Genomic DNA, 17,209 nt, shown 5'->3' with positions numbered 1-17,209 from the left:
CCATAAGGACGACAGCATGAAATTGACTCCCCTCGCAATGACTCTGGCACTGGCGCTCGGCGCCGCGTATTCCCCGGCGATGGCGGCCAAGCCGCCCGCCACCGCGCCGGCGGCCAAGCCATTCCTGTGGGAGAACGCCACCGTCTATTTCCTGCTGACCGACCGCTTCAACAACGCCTTTACCGGCAACGACCTGGCCTACGGCCGCAAGGCGGACGCGGGTCCGCTGCGCGGCTTCATGGGCGGCGACCTGGCCGGCATCACCAGCAAGATCAACGAAGGCTATTTCGACAGCCTTGGCGTGACGGCGATCTGGCTTACGCCGCCGGTGGAGCAGATCCACGAGGGCACCGATGAAGGCACCGGCAAGTCCTACGGCTTCCACGGCTACTGGGCCAAGGATTTCACCACCGTCGACGCCAACCTGGGCACGGAAAACGACTTCCGCAATTTCGTCGAAGCCGCGCACGCGCACGGCATCCGCGTGTTGCTGGACGTGGTGATGAACCAGACCGGACCGGTAACGGAGACCGACTACGTATGGCCGGACGACTGGGTCCGCACCGGACCGCAGTGCACCTACAAGGACGCGAAGACCTCCATCGAGTGCACGCTGGTGAAGAACCTGCCGGACTTCCGCACCGACAGCGACACGCCGGTGGAGCTGCCGGAAAACCTGGCGGCGAAGTGGCAGCGCGAAGGCCGCTTCGAGCGCGAAGTGAAAGAGCTGAACGAGTTCTTCGCCCGCACCGGCTATCCGCGCGCACCGCGCTACTATCTGATGAAATGGCATACGGACTGGATACGCAAATACGGCGTCGACGGCTTCCGCGCAGACACCGTCAAGCACGTCGAGGCCAAGGTCTGGAAGGAGCTGCGCACCGTGGCCGACGCGGCCTTCGACGACTGGAAGCGCGCCAATCCGGACAAGAAACTCGGCGACGACAAGTTCTACATGACGGCGGAAGTCTTCAACTACAACATCGCGCAAGGCCAGATGTTCGACCTGGGCGGCGGGCAGGCCTTCAATTACTACCAGAACGGCTTCAACAGCCTGATTAATTTCGGACTGGTGTACGACGCGGAGAAGGACTACGAATCGCTGTTCAGCGCCTATTCGAAGCAGTTGCATGGCGGCGCGCTGGACGGCTACTCGGTGCTGAACTACCTGGACTCGCACGACTTCGACAAGCCGTTCGACGCGTCGCGCAAAAAGCCTTTTGAAAGCGCCAACAAGCTGCTGCTGGCGCCGGGCGCCGCGCAGATCTACTACGGCGACGAAACCGCGCGCAAGCTGGACGTGGCCGAGGCGGTGGGCGACGCCAAGCTGCGTTCCTTCATGAACTGGGATGAGCTGGAGCGCAACGTCGAACGCGACGGCTACAAGATCGCCGAGGTGCGCGCGCACTGGGCCAGGATCGGCTTGTTCCGCAAGGCGCACGTGGCGGTCGGCGCCGGCGTGCACCAGCAGCTGCAGGCCAAGCCTTATGTCTTCAAGCGCACATACGACCAGGGCGCCCTGCACGACAAGGTGGTGGTCGCGCTGGACCTGCCGACCGACAAGCCGGCGAAGATCGACCTGCACGGCGTGTTCGCCAACGGCCAGAAGGTGAAGGACTACTACTCCGGCAAGACTGCGGTGGTCAAAGGCGGCGGCGTCACATTTGGAACGCGTAATGCGACGGTGCTGATCGGCCAGGAGTAATGGCGGGAGCGGAAGAGGCGCACCAGCCGGTTAACTCTTCCGCCTCCATCGGCCGGGCGAACAAGTAGCCCTGCGCTTCGTCGCAACCTGCCAGTGTCAGGAAGGTGCGCACCTCGTCGAACTCCACGCCTTCGGCAACCACGCGCAGGCCGAGATCCTGCGACAAGGTGATCATGGTGGCCACCAGCGCCTGCTTGCGCGTGTCGTCCTCCAGGCCGATGATGAACGACTGGTCGATCTTGACCACGTCGGCCGGCATGCGCTGCAGATACGACAGGCTGCTGTAGCCGGTGCCGAAGTCGTCGATCGCCAGCCGCACGCCGGTGGCGGCGATGGCCTCCAGCATCGCGTGGGCCTTGACCGGCTGCGCCATGATGGCGCTTTCGGTGATCTCCAGCTCCATGCAGGCGGCCTCCAGGCCATGCTGCAGCAAGCCCGCTTCCAACGCGGTGGCGAAATCCGGTTCCAGCAGATTGGCCGCCGACACGTTCACCGACAGCTGCAATATCAAGCCCTGGTCGCGCCACAGCCGCTGCTGGCGCATCGCCGACGCCAGCACCCAGGCGGTGGCGGCCTGCGCCATGCCGGAGCGCTCGATCACCGGTATGAATTCCGCCGGCCCCACCGCGCCGAGCGTCGGATGCTGCCAACGCAGCAACGCTTCGGCGCCGGTGCACATGCCGGTGATCAGGTCGATGCGCGGCTGGAACACCAGCCGCAGCTGGCCGGGGCTTTCCAGCGCCGCGCCGAAATCGTTGAGCAGGGCAAAGCGCCGGCGGTAGCGCGCATCCTCCGCTTCCGAATACACCGCGATATGGGTGGGCGTGTCGATCGCGTCCTGCGCCGCGCTCTGCGCCTGGCGCAGCACGCTGAGGCAATCGGAGGCGCCCACTTCGAACGGCGCCACGCCGACCGTGGGCGTGGCCACGTAGCGCGATTTGGCGATGCACTGTGCCTGGGCGATTTTCTGCTCCAGCAGCGGCACATAGGTGGCGACCGTCGCGCCGGGCGGCGCGATCAGCGCGAACTGGGTGCTCGACACCTGGTACACGATGCGGCCCGCACCCGCCATCGCGCGCAGCCAGCACGCGGCGTCGGTCACCAGTTCGTCGAGATAGGAGGGACTCATCGCGCGCGCCGCATGGCCCAGCTGGTCGGGCGTCGACAGGTTGATCAGCACCGCCAGCCGCTGTTCGCCGGCCGGGCGGTCGTACTGCAGGTCCTGGAAGTCTTCCATGAACTGGTTGCGGTTCGGCAGGCCGCTGAGCGGATCGATGCGGCCCAGCGCGTGCTGCAGTTCGATCTGCGACATGATCATGCTGGCCAGATCGCACAAGGCGCTGATCTCGTCGGGCGTGGTCTGGCGCGGCTGCATGCCCAGCACGCACATCGCGCCCAGGCAGTGGCCGTCGGCGGTGGTCAGCGGCGCGCCGGCGTAGTAGCGGACGCCGCTGGCGGCCAGCGGGCTGTCGCGAAAATATTCGTCTTCCAGCAGGTCGGGGACCACCAGCAGGTCGCCGCTGTCGGCCACGCTGCCGCAGGGGGCGCGCATGCGCGGGATGGCGGTGTGCTCGACGCCCACGCGCGACTTGAACCACTGGCGGTTGGCGTCGGTCAGCGACACGGCGGCGATCGGCAGGTCGAACAGCCGGGCCGCCATGCGCGTGATGCGGTCGAAGGCTTCGCTGGGCGGCGTGTCCAGCAGGTTCAATTTATTGAGCGCGTCCATGCGGCGTGCTTCGGCGAGTGTGCAAGAAATAGTCATGATCTGGTCTTTGCGTGGTAACGCGGTTCTCTGACAAGGGCTATTCAATGCGGGACTGGGCACTGGAGGACTGCAGCGGGAGCGGGGTGGGGCTCCCGGGGCGCAACTTATGATTTAAATTGCCGAAAGGAAAAACATAGCATAGCACGGTCTCCGGTTCATTGCTCGATCACAATTGACTAGTGTTGCGGATCGGCCGACAGGGAGTATGGCGCGTCGGCGGCAGAGGTGGAGCGGCGGATATTGGGCTTTTCAGCCATGTCAAAATCCAGGATTGCGCCTTGCATCAAGCTAGTATGGTCCAGCCAATTCCTCGAATAAGGCTTGCCGTTGACCTTGAGCGCGTTCACATAGCGCTTGCTGTCGCTGTTGGCCGGCGCGTTGATGACCACCGTCTTGCCGTTCTCGAGCTTCAGCGTGACCTTCTTGAACAGCGGGGCGCCGACCACGTATTGCGGCACCGCCGGCGTGACCGGATAAAAGCCCAGCGCCGAGAACACATACCAGGCCGAGGTCTGGCCGTTGTCCTCGTCGCCGCAGTAGCCGTCCGGCGTGGCCTTGTACAGGCGGTTCATCGCCTCCCGCACCCAGTACTGGGTCTTCCACGGGGCGCCGGCGTAATCGTACAGGTAGATCATGTGCTGGATGGGCTGGTTGCCGTGTGCGTACTGCCCCATGTTCGCGATCTGCATTTCGCGGATCTCGTGGATCACTTCACCGTAATAGCTTTCATCGAAAGTCGGCGGCAGCGTGAAGACCTGATCGAGCTTGGCGACGAACTTGTCGCGGCCGCCCATCAGGTCCATCAGCCCGTTCACGTCCTGGAACACGGACCAGGTGTAGTGCCAGCTGTTCCCCTCGGTGAAAGCGTCGCCCCATTTGTATGGATTGAACGGCGACTGGAAGCTGCCGTCCCGGTTCTTGCCGCGCATGAGGCCAGTCTCCGGATCGAACAGCTTCTTGTAGTTCATCGCGCGCTGCCTGTAGATGCCGATCTCCGATTGCGGCTTGCCGAGCGCCTTGCCCAGCTGGTAGATGGCGAAATCGTCGTACGCGTATTCGAGCGTGCGCGCGGCGTTCTCGTCGATCTTGACGTCGTAGGGCACGTAGCCCAACTCGTTGTAGTACTTGACGCCTGCGCGGCCGACGGCAGTCATCGGGCCTTCGTTGTCGGCGCCGTGCTTCAGCGCTTGCCACAGCGTGTCGATGTCGTAGTCGCGCAGGCCCTTGACGTAGGCCTCGGCCACCACCGACGCCGAGTTATTGCCGATCATGACATTGGCCAGGCCTGGACTGGACCACTCGGGCAGCCAGCCGCCTTCCTTGTAGTCGTTGACCAGGCCCGCCTGCATCTCGCGATTGATCGACGGGTACATCAGGTTCAGGAACGGATACAGCGCGCGGAAGGTGTCCCAGAAGCCGGTGCCGGCAAACATATAGCCGGGCAGGACCTGGCCGTTGTAGGGACTCCAGTGGACGATCTGGTTGTTCGCACCGATCTCGTACAGCTTGTTCGGGAAGAACAGCATGCGATACAGGCTGGAATAGAAGGTGCGCGTCTGGTCGACGCTGCCGCCTTCGACGCTGATACGGCTCAGCGTCTTGTTCCAGACGTCCTTGCCCTTTTGCGCGGTGGTGTCGAAGCTGTCGGCGGCCAGTTCGCGCTTCAGGTTCAGTTCCGCCTGTTCCGCGCTGATGAAGGAGGAGGCCACGCGCATGCCGACCTTCTCGCCTTTTTCGGTCTTGAAGCCGAGCACCGCGCCGCTATGGTCGCTGGCCAGCTCCATCATGTCGCCAGCCAGCTTGTCGCCGCTCCAGATGCGGGTGGAGGCGAATGGTTTGTCGAAGGTGATGACAAACCAGTTCTTGAAGTTCTTCGGCAGCGGGCCGCGCGCGTAGCGCGTGCTGTAGCCGATCACCTTGCGCTCGGCCGGGATCACCTTGATGTACGAGCCTTTGTCGTAGGCGTCCACCACCACCCAGGCTTCGTCTGTCTTGGGGAAGGTGAAGCGGAACTGCGCGGCGCGTTCGGTCGGCGCGATTTCGGTGGTCACATCGGCGTCGCCAGGTAGACGCTGTAGTAGTAAGGCTTGGCCACTTCGGCCTTGTGCGAGAACCAGCTGGCGCGGTCGTCCTGTGTGAATCTGAGCTTGCCGGTGACAGGCATGATGGCGAACTGGCCGTAGTCGTTCATCCACGGCGACGGCTGGTGCGTCTGCTTGAAGCCGCGGATCTTGTCGGCGTCGTAGGTGTAGGCCCAGCCATTTCCCATCTTGCCGGTCTGCGGCGTCCAGAAGTTCATCCCCCACGGCAGCGCGATGGTCGGGTAGGTGTTGCCGTTCGAGAGTTCCGGCTTGCTGGCGGTGCCCATCAGGGGATTGATCCATTCGACGGGATCGCCAATTGGCGCAGCGTACGCGGATAACGCTAACAATAAAGCTGGCAGAGCGAGTAGCTGTTTCATAGGCCTATTGCGCGGTGATGGTGACGGTGGATGGTGTGCTGTCAAGCGTGCCGTCGTTGACGATCAGCGTGGCGGCGTAGGTACCGGGCAGGTCGGCAAAGAAGGTAGGCGTGGCGACGTGATAGTTCAGCAGCGTCGCGGTGCTGCCCGCCGGTTTGGTCAGCGTCCACGAATAACCGAGGATGTCCTTGTCCGCATCGGTGCCGCTGCCGGCCAGCTTGACCGAGCTGCCCGCCGGGACGGTTTGTGCCGGGCCGGCGATGGCCACCGGCGCGTGATTGGCCGGTGTGGTGTAGTCGCCTCCGCCGCCGCAGGCGCCCAAGGCGAGGAGGAGTAGCGCGGCGGGGAGGCGGTTCATCATGATCTCTTTCCGGATCCATAGGGAGCCGAAAAGATAGCATGGTCTTTCCTACTTTTCCACGAAGACCACGGCGCTGCGTGGCGGAATTGCAAACGTGCCGGAGGCCTTGTCGTATTTGGCTTCCAAGGCCACGCGTTTGTCCGCTGCGGCCATGCTGGTGTGGACGGGATGCAGCTGGTAGCGGCGGTTTTTCTCTTCCGCCACGGTGACGCGTTGCGCGACTTTGTCGACGTTGATCAGGTAGGTGATGGACTTGAAATTGGCTCCGGCATAGCCGGCGCCGTCGAGGTGCGCGACGATCACTGTCGGCACCTGGCCGCTGCCGGTGTTGTGGAAGCGCAGGCGCTGCTTGATGTCGGCGGCGGTGCGCAGGCGGAACAGCGTGCTGCTGGAGCGGATCGCCAGCAGGTCGCGGAAGGCGTCGCGCGCGTAGGCGATGTCTTTCGGCGACGGCTTGATGGCGGCGTTGCGCAGCAGCGGTTTGATGAGGGCGTAGTCCTTGCCGTTGTCTTCCTCGCGCGGCACGCCGATGCCGTAGTAGTTGTCCTGGTAGCTCCAGTCCAGGCGGTTGAACCAGTCGCCCGACTCGAAGCTGTTGCGGTCCAGCGATTTGGAACGCAGGATGTCGAAGCCGGCATGGAAGTAAGCCACACCCTGGCTGAAGGCGTTGATGGCGGCGCCCAGCATCTGCACCTGCGCGCGCTCGGCGCTGGTGGTGGCCAGCGGCAGCTTGAAGACATTGATGTCGAACAGCGTCTGGTTGTCGTGGTTCTCGACGTAGTTGACCACTTCGCCCGGTTCGCTGGCGTAGCCGGCCGGCTGGTTGCCGCCGTAGACGATGTCCTGCAGCGCGACGGTGCGGTCATCGGCGATGGTCAACGGGTAGCTGCGGATCGAGCCGGCCAGGCCCACCTTGACCAGGTCGGCCGCGTGCAGCAGGTCGGCGGCGGGGCGGACGCCGGCTTGCGCATTGGCGTCGTACACCAGGCCATTGATGTAGCCCTGTTGCGTGATCATCTGCACGCCGCTGTCGCCCGCGCCGCCGCCGCGCACCGCATCGCGCCCGCGGTCGCTGAAGGTGCCGATGCCGCTGCCGTTCAGCGACAGCTGCGAGGCCTGGACGAAGCGCGCGCCGTCGGCCACTTCGCCGAAGTTCCAGCCTTCGCCGATCAGGTTGACGTGGCGGCCGGTGGCGCGGTCGGCGCGGGCCTGCAGTTGCTCCATCGCGGCGCGCGGCTGGTGGCCCATCAGGTCGAAGCGGAACGAGTCGATCTTGTATTGAACGGCCCACTGTTCGACCGAATCGATCATCAGCTTGGCCATCATCAGGTTTTCGGTGGCGGTGTTGTCGCAGCAGGTCGAGCGTTCGACCTCGCCTTTGGCGTTCAGCCGGTGGTAGTAGCCGGGCACCACGCGGTCCAGCACGGATTTCTCGTGCTGGCCGGCGATGAAGGTATGGTTGTAGACCACGTCCATGCCGACGCGCAGGCCGGTCTTGTGCAGCGCCTGCACCATCTGGCGGAATTCGACGATGCGTTTGGCGCCGTCGGAGGGATCGGTGGCGTAGCTGCCTTCGGGGGCGTTGTAGTGGTACGGATCGTAGCCCCAGTTGTAGCAGTCGGCGGACTGGGTTTTTGCGACCAGCGCCTGCTGCTCCTCGCCGTCCGGTTTCAGGCCGGGCAGGGTGGCAACGTCCGGCACGGCGCAGCCTTGCTCCGGCACGCTGCCGATGTCGAACACCGGCAGCAGGTGGATGTCGGTCATGCCGGCTTTGCTGAGCGCTGCCAGGTGCTTCATGCCGTTGGAGCCGGCCTCGGTGAAGGCCGCGTACTTGCCGCGGTGCGCGGCGCTGACGGTGCTGTCGTTGATCGAGAAGTCGCGCACGTGCAGTTCGTAGACTGTCATGTCGGGTTGGGCGGCGACTTTTTTCGGCGCCGGCGTCTTGTCCCAACCGGCGGGCTTCAGGCGGGCGGCGTTCAGGTCGGCGATGTAGCTGCGCCTGGAATCGGTGGTCAGGCTGATCGAGTAGGGATCGGTGACGAGGTTGCGCACCAGGCCTGCTGACGGCGCGACGACGTCCACAAGGTATTGGTAGTAGTGGCCGGACTGGTTGCCAGGCAGCCGCGCGGACCAGATGCCGGTGGCGTCGTCGCGTTGCATGGCGGTGATGGCGCTGGCCTTGCCGGAGCCGCTGGCGTAGGTGCACAGCGCTACGCGCTGCGCGGTTGGCGCCCAAAGTTTGAAGCCGGTCGCCGCGCCGACCGTCACGCCGAGATCGCGCGCATTGGCGGCGCCAGCATACAGGTCGTCCAGCGCGCCGGCGATTTGCAGCGTAGTGGCATCGCGCACGGTGCCGTCGTCGGCCTCGTGTACCAGCATCACCTGCCGCGTCAGCACGCCGCCGAGGCGCGCTCCGTCGGCAGGCGCCAGTGCCAGCACCGTGCCATTGCCGACAAATTTGAAGCGCTGCGCGGCATCCGCCGGCAAGCTGCCATCGAAGCGTACCAACGCCAGCGAGCCGTCCGCACCGGACACGCGTGCACCGGGCGTCGCATGCAGCGATGCGGAAGACGAGTAATAGAGTTTGAAAGCGCCACCGGCGGCATCGGCGCCCGGCCACTTGATCAACTGGCGATTGAGCCAGTAGGCGCGCGCGTCGGCGGCGGAGGCCTGCCGCAGGACGGTGGCAAACGGCCCGTCGCAGGCATCCAGCGTCGGCCCGGCGGGCGGATTGGCGGCCGCAGCGGCCAGACAGCTCAGCGCGAGCGCGCCGCCAATAGAAATTCCAGCAATCCGATTCCCCGCCATGTGCCGCCTCCAAAACTATAGATTTAGGTAGTGTGGCTACAAAAAACCAGCAAATACCCTTGAATTTGCCGGTTATGGTAATCCAAAATCTGTAGTTTTGATACTTTGACCTACGACTTATCCTTCGCGGTAGCTGGGTAACACAAGTTTGCGGCGCCTTCGCTGCGGTAGTTGTCCACCATCTTGTAGCGCAATGCGTACAGCGCGAAGATGGCCGCGACCAGCAGCGCGAAGGCGGCGAAGAAGAACATCTGGAAGCCGATCAGACTCACGCCGCTGCCGGCGATGTAGGCGCTGACAGCCTCGTTCTTCACGCCGGCGTTCACGATCAGCACCCACAGGTTGCCGATGGTGACAGCCAGGTACCAGAAGCTCAGGATGATGCCCTTCATCGACGCCGGCGCCTGGCTGTACGCGAACTCCAGGCCCGTGGCCGAAACCAGCACCTCGCCCAAAGTCAGCAGCGCATACGGCAGCAGCTGCCACAGGATGGACACCTTGTCGCCGCCATCCATCTTCAGCTGGATCATGCCGATCACCACCCAGGCCAGCGCCGACAGCGCGATGCCCATGCCCATGCGGCGCAGCGGCGTCGGCGTGATGCCGATGAGGCGCATGATCGGGAACAGCGCCAGGTTGTTGAACGGGATCAGCAGCATCACCAGGATAGGATTGACCGCCTGCATCTGCGCCGGCAGCAGCTTGAATTCCCAGCCGAAGATCGACAGCAGCGGGCTGTCCATCGAATTGGCCTGGACGATCCAGGTCGAGGCCTTCTGGTCGAACAGCGACCAGAACGGCGTGATCATCGCAAACACGATCAGGATGCGCAGCACCGCGCGCACGCCTTCAACCGCTTCATCGGTATGCAGTCCGCGCGCGCGGTCCAGCTGCAGCGACACGCCGATGCCGCCAAACGCCAGCAGCAGCACCAGCGCCGTGCAGGCGGCGATGACGAAGCCCCATTGCGGCGTCATGACCAGCGCCGCGACCGCGCCCAGCGCGCCGACGCCGGCGATCAGCAGGCCCGGGTTCGACCGGCCCGGCACCTTGGTCATCAAGGCGGTGCGCGCCACGCTGCTGAAGGAGTCCGGATTCGGCGCGGCCGGCGGCACGTGCACGTATTTGCGCTTGCCGAGCCAGAACACCAGCGTGGCGATCGCCATCAGCACGCCGGGAATGCCGAAGGCCACGGCCGGGCCGTAGTCGCGCAGGAACACCGGCATCAGCAGCGAGGCGAAGAAGGAGCCGAAGTTGATGATCCAGTAGAAGGCGTCGAACACTACCTTGGCGCGGTTCTTGTTGGTCTGGTCGAACTGGTCGCCGACGAAGGCCACCACCAGCGGCTTGATGCCGCCCGAGCCGAAGGCGATCAGGAACAGGCCGAAATAGAAGCCCTTGAGGTTGTCCTCGAAGATGGCCAGGCAGGCGTGGCCGGCCACGTAGATCAAACTGAACCAGAACACCGTGTTGTACTTGCCAAACCAGCGGTCGGCTAGCCAGCCGCCCAGCAGCGGGAAGAAATAGACGCCGATGACGAAGGTGTGGAACACGTGCTTGGCCTCGCTGGCGCGGTCTGCCAGCGGCACGAACAGCAGCAGGGTGCTGAGCAGGAAGGGCGTCAGGATGTTGCGCATGCCGTAGAAGCTGAAACGTTCGCAGCCTTCGTTGGCGATGATGTATGGAATTTGCCGGGGCATCGGCCCGTTGCCGGTGTTGCTCACTATTTTCTCTCCCAATTTTGTGTAGTTTGACTACTATTTTTACCTGACGATTTTTTATAAAAATACGTAAGATATTGATTTTTATGGATTAATCGTGTTAATCCGCAAGAGCCTCATGGATTGAAAATTCCATATTCGTGATGTATATTGTCTACAAACCTATATCCAGTTTTGCCAACCCCGGATTTTCTTATGACTAAACAACTTACACAAGTCTCCCCGCACGCCCAGGACTGGTACCGCGAAGCGATCATCTACCAGGTTTACCCGCGCAGCTTCAACGATACCAACGGTGACGGCATCGGCGATATACCTGGTATTACGGCAAAGCTGGACTATATCGCATCGCTGGGCGTGGACATCGTCTGGATCTCGCCTTATTTCAAGTCGCCGATGAAGGACTTCGGCTACGACATTTCCGACTACTGCGACGTCGATCCGATGTTCGGCACCTTGGCCGATTTCGACGCGATGATCGCCAGGGCGCACAGCCTGGGGCTGAAGATCATGATCGACCAGGTGATGGCGCACACGGCCGAAGAGCATCCGTGGTTCAAGGAGAGCCGTTCCAGCCGCGACAATCCCAAGGCCGACTGGTATGTGTGGTCCGATCCCGCGCCGGACGGCAATCCGCCGAACAACTGGATGTCGGTATTCGGCGGTTCCTCGTGGCAGTGGGATACCCGCCGTCGTCAATACTATTTACACAATTTTCTGGTCAGCCAGCCGCAGGTCAATTTCCACAATCCGCAAGTGCAGCAGGCGCACCTGGACGCGCTGCGCTTCTGGCTGGAGCGCGGCGTCGACGGCATCCGCCTGGACGCCTCCAACTTCCACTTCCACGATCTGGAGTTGCGCAGCAATCCGCCGGCCACCAACCGCGACACGGCCACCGTGTCGGACGTGAACCCGTACGGCATGCAGGCGCACATCTACGACAAGAGCCGTCCGGAGAACCTGCCGTTCCTGCAGAAGCTGCGCGCGCTGCTGAACGAATACAAGGCGGTCGCCATCGGCGAAGTGGGCGCCGACGATTCGCTGGCCGTGATGGCCGAGTACACGGCCGACGGCGACAAGCTGCACATGGCCTACAGCTTCAACCTGCTGGTGCCGACCTGCTCCTCGCACTACATCCGCAAGCAGGTCGAGAATTTCGAGGCGCGCGTCAAGGGCGGCTGGGCTTCCTGGTCGGTCGGCAACCACGACGTGCAGCGCGTGGCGACCCGCTGGGGCGGCCCCGCGGCGCCGGTGGCCTTCGCCAAGATGATCCTGGCGATGCAGCTGTCGCTGAAAGGCACGCCGTGCCTGTACCAGGGCGACGAGCTGGCGTTTGCCGAAGCGGACGTGCCGTTCGAACTGCTGCAGGACCCGTACGGCGTCACCTTCTGGCCGGAGTTCAAGGGCCGCGACGGCTGCCGCACGCCGATGGCGTGGAGCGCCGAAGCGAACGGCGGCTTCACCAGCGGCAAGCCGTGGCTGCCGGTGTCGCCGGACCACATCGCCAAGGCGGCCTCGGTGCAGGAAGGCGATGCCGGATCGTCGCTGGAATTTACCCGCAAGTTCATCGCCTGGCGCCGCAAGCTGCCGCAGCTGACGCGCGGCGCGATCCAGTTCTTCGACACGCCGGAACCGGTGCTGGCGCTGCGCCGCGATGCGGAGGGCGAGCGCGGCATCATCGCCGTGTTCAACCTGGGCGCCGAGCCGGCCAGCTTCGCACTGCCGCAAGCGGTGGGCGCCGAGCAGATGGAAGGCTACGGCCTGCCGGGCACGGTGACCGACGGCCAGGTGCAGCTGCCGGCCTTCGGCGCGTGGTTTGGCTACGCCAGATAAAGGAAGGGAGCGCCACGTTTTCGCATCGTTTCCTTCTTAACATTACGTATTTCGGGTATGCTTCCGCCAACTGTTTTGACTGAATCGACGATGAAACAAGCTGAAGTGGATCAAAAACTGAATCGCACCGCCTTTGCCGACGGCCCGCGCCTGCTGGCCGACATCGGCGCCACCCACGCCCGCTTCGCGCTGCAGACCGCGCCCGGCGAGTTCCGTGCGGTGCGCGTGCTCAAGTGCGACGACTACACCGACATCGTGGCGATGCTGCGCTCCTATCTGTCGGATCATTCCGATATCACGCTGAACCACGCGGCGCTGGCGGTGGCCAACCCGGTCAGCGGCGACCACGTGCGCATGACCAACCGCGACTGGGAATTTTCCACCGACGAAGTGCGCCGCGCCTTGGGCCTGCACACGCTGCTGGTGGTGAACGACTTTACCGCGCTGGCGATGTCGCTGCCGGGCCTGAAGCCGGCCGACCTGATGCAGGTGGGCGGCGGCAAGCCGGCGTCCAATTCGGTCATCGGCGTGCTGGGGCCGGGCACCGGCCTCGGCGTGTCGGGCGTGATCCCGACCGTCGACGGTTTCGTCACGCTCGGTTCGGAAGGCGGCCACACCAACTTCGCGCCGGCCGACGAGCGCGAATATTCGATCTTGCAGTACGCCTGGCAGACCTGGTCGCACGTGTCGACCGAGCGGCTGATTTCCGGCCCCGGCATGGAGATCATCTACCGCGCCATCGCCAAGCGCAACGGCCGCCAGGTGCGCGACCTGACGTCGCAGGAAATCATGGCCGGCGCGCTGACCGACAAGGATCCGCTGTGCCTGGAAGTGCTGGAATGCTTCTGCGCGATGCTGGGCGGCGCCACCGCCAACCTGGCCGTCACCTTGGGCGCGTTCGGCGGCATGTTCATCGGCGGCGGCATCGTGCCGCGCATGGGCGAGTGGTTCGCCTCGTCGCCGTTCCGCACCCGCTTTGAAGCCAAGGGACGCTTCACCAGCTACCTGTCCGAGATTCCGACTTACGTCATCACCACGCCGAACCCGGCGTTCTACGGTGTGGCGACCATCCTGTCCGAGCACTTGCGCGGACGCAGCGGCGCCAACACGCTGATGGAACGCGTCCAGCATCTGCAGCACGAGCTGACGCCGGCCGAGCAGCGCGTGGCGCAGCTGGTGCTGGAGCAGCCGCGCCTGGTGCTGAACGAACCGATCGCCGACATCGCGCGCCTGGCCGAGGTGAGTCAGCCGACCGTGATCCGCTTCTGTCGTTCGCTGGGCTTCCTCGGCCTGGCCGATTTCAAGCTGAAGTTCGCCAGCAGCCTGACCGGCGCGATTCCCGTGCGCCACAGCCAGGTGCGCGTCAGCGACAGCACGCACGACCTGAGCGCCAAGGTGATCGACAATACCGTTTCCGCGATTCTGAAATTCCGCGACCAGCTGGACGTGCGTTCGCTGGACAAGGCGATCGCGCTGGTGGCCAAGGCCAAGCGGGTCGAGTTCTACGCGATGGGCAATTCGCGCGTGGTGGCGCTGGACGGCCAGCACAAGTTCTTCCGCTTCCGCATTCCGACCTCGGCCTATGGCGACTCGCACCTGCTGACGTTGGCGGCGGAGCTGCTGAATCCGGGCGACGTGGTGATCGCGATTTCCAATTCGGGCAAGCTGCCAGATCTGCTGGCGGCGGTCGACGCGGCGCGCGCGGCGGGGGCGGACGTCATCGCCATCACGTCGAGCAATTCGCCGCTGGCCAAGAAGGCGACGGTCTGCCTGGCGGTCGACCACAGCGAGGACAGCACGACCTTCCTGTCGATGATTTCGCGCATCTTGCAGCTGCTGCTGATCGACATCCTGTCGGTCGGCATTTCGCTGGACACGCAGAACTCGCGCCTGGTGGTCGAACACAAATCCAGCGGCGACGCCGACAACCGCCGCCTGCTGATTTCCCACCTGGACAGTTAAAGCCGTCCGGACCGGGCAAAAAAGGCAGACCGCGCGGTCTGCCTTTTTTTTGCCTGTTACAAATTCCTGCTTGAACTCGTCCGCAAACAAGTTAAGATATGTCTTAATAAGTTATATCTTAACTTGTCATATCGAAGGAGAGACTCATGTTTGGATTTTTACATCATAAGCACCGTCCGCACGGCCCGCACGGCGACCATCACCACCATCGCGGCGGCGGCCGTGGCCGTGGTCCGAAAATGTTCGATGCCGGCGCCATGCGCTATATCGTGCTGCAGCTGATTTCCGAGAAGCCGCGCCACGGCTACGAGATCATCAAGGAGCTGGAGCAGCGCTCCGGCGGCGGCTACACGCCCAGCCCCGGCGCGATCTATCCGCTGCTGTCGATGCTGCTGGATATGGGCCACGTGGTCGCCACCGCCGACGGCAACAAGAAGCTGCACACCATCACGCCGGAGGGCGAGGCCTTCCTGGCCGAGAACCGCCAGTTTGTCGACGCCATCGTGGCGCGCATGAGCGATCCGGCCGAATCGCGCGACGACCTGCGCAACATCATGCATGAGCTGAAGCACGCGGTGATCGCCCAGGGCCTGGAAAACCACCCGAGCGCGGCCAAGCTGGAGCATATCCGTGCCATCCTGCGCCGCACCACCGCCGAGATCCTGGCGCTGGATTGACCCCGGAAGGGAAACAACAATATGCAATCAACCGTCCCTCCCGCTGTACCGCTGCCCGAGGCGCGCGAGCGCCTCGTGCTGTGGCTGCTGGCGCTGACGCAGTTCACCGTCATCATGGACTTCATGGTCATGATGCCGCTGGCGCCGCAGCTGATGCGCGCCTTCGCCATCGAACCGGCGGCCGTGTCCGGCGCCGTGTCGGCCTATGCCTGGTGCGCCGGCATCTCCGGCCTGCTGGCGTCGATGTACATCGACCGCTTCGACCGCAAGCGCCTGCTGCTGGCTATGTTCGCGCTGTTCACGCTGTCGAACCTGGCGTGCGCCGTCGCGCCCAACTTCCATGTGCTGGTGCTGTCGCGCGCCTTTGCCGGCCTGACCGGCGGCGTGCTGGCGTCCATCATCATGGCCATCATCGGCGACCTGATTCCGGCCCACCGCCGCGGCGCGGCCACCGGCATCGTCATGACCTCGTTCAGCCTGGCGGCCGTGGCCGGCGTGCCGACCGGCGTCATGCTGGCCGCGCACTACGGCTGGGCCTCGCCGTTCTACCTGCTGGTGCTGTTCTCGCTGCTGATCTGGTTCGGCGCCTGGCGCGTGCTGCCGTCGCTGGATGGCCACCTGGGCCGGCGCGTGCCGCTGGCCCAGGTGCTGCCCGACCTGATCGGCTTGTACAAGGTGCGCGGCCACCTGAAGGCTTTCCTGCTGTCGGGCGTGAACATGATGACGGGCATGATGGTGATTCCGTTTATTTCGCCTGTGCTGGTCAGTAACATCGGCGTGCAGCCGGCCGAGATCACCTTTGTCTACCTGGCCGGCGGCGTGGCGACCTTGTTCACGGCGCGCATGCTGGGCCGCTGGTCGGACCGGGTCGGGGCGCACAAGGTCTACCGCTACGTGGCGCTGTTCTCGATCCTGCCGCTGATGTTCATGACCCACATGCCGCAGATGCCGCTGTACGCGGTGATCCTGTTCTTCCCGTTCTTCATGACGGCTCTGTCCGGCCGCAACATTCCGATGCAGGCGCTGATGACGACGGTGCCGGAGCCGGCCAAACGGGGCGCCTTCCTCAGCGCCAATTCGGCGATCCAGCAGATCGGCAGCGGCGTCGGCGCGCTGGTGGGCGGCTTGTGGCTGCATACCGATGCTGCCGGGCATATCTCCGGCTACAGCCTGAACGGCTGGATCGCCGCAGGATTGACCTTGTTCTCGGTACTGTGGATAGGGCAGGTGGGAGGCGCAACGACGGCTGCCGCTGCGCCGGCCGGGGAGCGCCAGGCGGCCTAGTTGACTAGTTATCGATGCCGGTGCGCTTGGCGGGGTGTTTTTCGCGGCGCCAGCGCGCCAGGCTGATGACTTCGTCGGTGCTGGCGTCTTCCACCAGGATCTCTTCGTCGCTCGACGATACCAGGAAGCTTTCCCAGCGCTGGGCGGCTTCCGCGCTGTTTTCCACAAAGCTGAACTGCCAGTAGTTCTTGCCGTTCAGCTTGCGTGGGGCGGGGTCGTACTCGATCAGCGCCCCGTGCGATTTCCCACCCGAATTCTTCTCGACGATGGCCGACCAGGCTTGCAGTTCCGGCAAGGCCATCAGCGCGCTGGCGGCCTGCTCCTTGCTGCGCAGATGCTGCGGTTCCGCCGGCACCACCGGCGCCACATTGGCGGCGGCGGGAGCGCGCGGCGCCACGACGGCCTTGGCGCTGGCCGAGGCGGACGCGCTGGCGCTGGCCGGCACCTTGGCCGACGCCGGCATCACCTGCGACTCGGCCGGCGTGACGCTGGCGAAATACGCGGCCGCGCCCAGCAGCAGGGCGCCGGCAACGGCGCCTGCCAGGTACAGATTTCGGGGGGACGGGGTGCGAGATTCCATAGGGGGAGTTGCCTGGACTATTTTCTTGACGGCCATACTAAACCAAAGG

10 protein-coding genes and 1 pseudogene are annotated in these 17,209 nt (G+C 64.2%); 5 read left to right on the top strand and 6 right to left on the bottom strand.

What is annotated here, in order from left to right:
• Positions 1-16: 16 nt before the first annotated feature.
• Complete coding sequence (locus ABWW33_RS19785) at positions 17-1,705, top strand: alpha-amylase family glycosyl hydrolase (RefSeq protein ID WP_176652752.1); 1,689 nt, start codon at positions 17-19, stop codon at positions 1,703-1,705.
• Here the strand turns inward: ABWW33_RS19785 and ABWW33_RS19780 are convergent.
• From ABWW33_RS19780 to ABWW33_RS19760, 5 genes and pseudogenes are all read right to left on the bottom strand, one after another.
• Entirely contained in the window at positions 1,659-3,470 is a 1,812-nt protein-coding gene (locus ABWW33_RS19780; RefSeq protein ID WP_353403344.1) for a sensor domain-containing phosphodiesterase, read from the bottom strand. The genes ABWW33_RS19785 and ABWW33_RS19780 overlap by 47 nt on opposite strands.
• Before the next feature lie 179 nt (positions 3,471-3,649).
• Positions 3,650-5,841: pseudogene (locus ABWW33_RS19775) on the bottom strand (GH92 family glycosyl hydrolase).
• A 97-nt stretch (positions 5,842-5,938) separates the two neighbouring features.
• Entirely contained in the window at positions 5,939-6,295 is a 357-nt protein-coding gene (locus ABWW33_RS19770) for a PKD domain-containing protein (protein WP_176652757.1), read from the bottom strand.
• A gap of 48 nt (positions 6,296-6,343) precedes the next feature.
• Entirely contained in the window at positions 6,344-9,103 is a 2,760-nt protein-coding gene (gene pulA, locus ABWW33_RS19765) for a pullulanase-type alpha-1,6-glucosidase (protein ID WP_353403343.1), read from the bottom strand.
• A gap of 110 nt (positions 9,104-9,213) precedes the next feature.
• A complete protein-coding gene (locus ABWW33_RS19760; RefSeq protein WP_353403421.1) occupies positions 9,214-10,803 on the bottom strand; it encodes a POT-type proton-dependent oligopeptide transporter in 1,590 nt (529 codons plus the stop codon).
• A gap of 216 nt (positions 10,804-11,019) precedes the next feature.
• On the opposite strand from ABWW33_RS19760, the gene ABWW33_RS19755 reads away from it, so the two are divergent.
• The 4 genes from ABWW33_RS19755 to ABWW33_RS19740 all read left to right on the top strand — a co-directional run bounded on the left by ABWW33_RS19755 (position 11,020) and on the right by ABWW33_RS19740 (position 16,580).
• Positions 11,020-12,657, top strand: a complete 1,638-nt coding sequence (locus tag ABWW33_RS19755) for an alpha-amylase family glycosyl hydrolase (RefSeq protein WP_353403342.1) — start codon at positions 11,020-11,022, stop codon at positions 12,655-12,657.
• 90 nt (positions 12,658-12,747) lie between these two features.
• Complete coding sequence (locus ABWW33_RS19750; RefSeq protein WP_176652760.1) at positions 12,748-14,619, top strand: glucokinase; 1,872 nt, start codon at positions 12,748-12,750, stop codon at positions 14,617-14,619.
• Between the two features lie 146 nt (positions 14,620-14,765).
• Complete coding sequence (locus ABWW33_RS19745) at positions 14,766-15,296, top strand: PadR family transcriptional regulator (protein ID WP_176652761.1); 531 nt, start codon at positions 14,766-14,768, stop codon at positions 15,294-15,296.
• Between the two features lie 21 nt (positions 15,297-15,317).
• A complete protein-coding gene (locus ABWW33_RS19740) occupies positions 15,318-16,580 on the top strand; it encodes an MFS transporter (protein ID WP_353403340.1) in 1,263 nt (420 codons plus the stop codon).
• 4 nt (positions 16,581-16,584) lie between these two features.
• Here the strand turns inward: ABWW33_RS19740 and ABWW33_RS19735 are convergent, their stop codons facing one another.
• A complete protein-coding gene (locus ABWW33_RS19735) occupies positions 16,585-17,160 on the bottom strand; it encodes a hypothetical protein (RefSeq protein WP_353403339.1) in 576 nt (191 codons plus the stop codon).
• Positions 17,161-17,209 lie beyond the last annotated feature (49 nt).

This window comes from Duganella hordei, assembly GCF_040369125.1.
Taxonomy (GTDB): domain Bacteria; phylum Pseudomonadota; class Gammaproteobacteria; order Burkholderiales; family Burkholderiaceae_D; genus Rugamonas; species Rugamonas hordei.
Note: the sequence above shows the minus strand (reverse complement) of the source record. Positions and strands in the feature narration are given on the sequence as shown.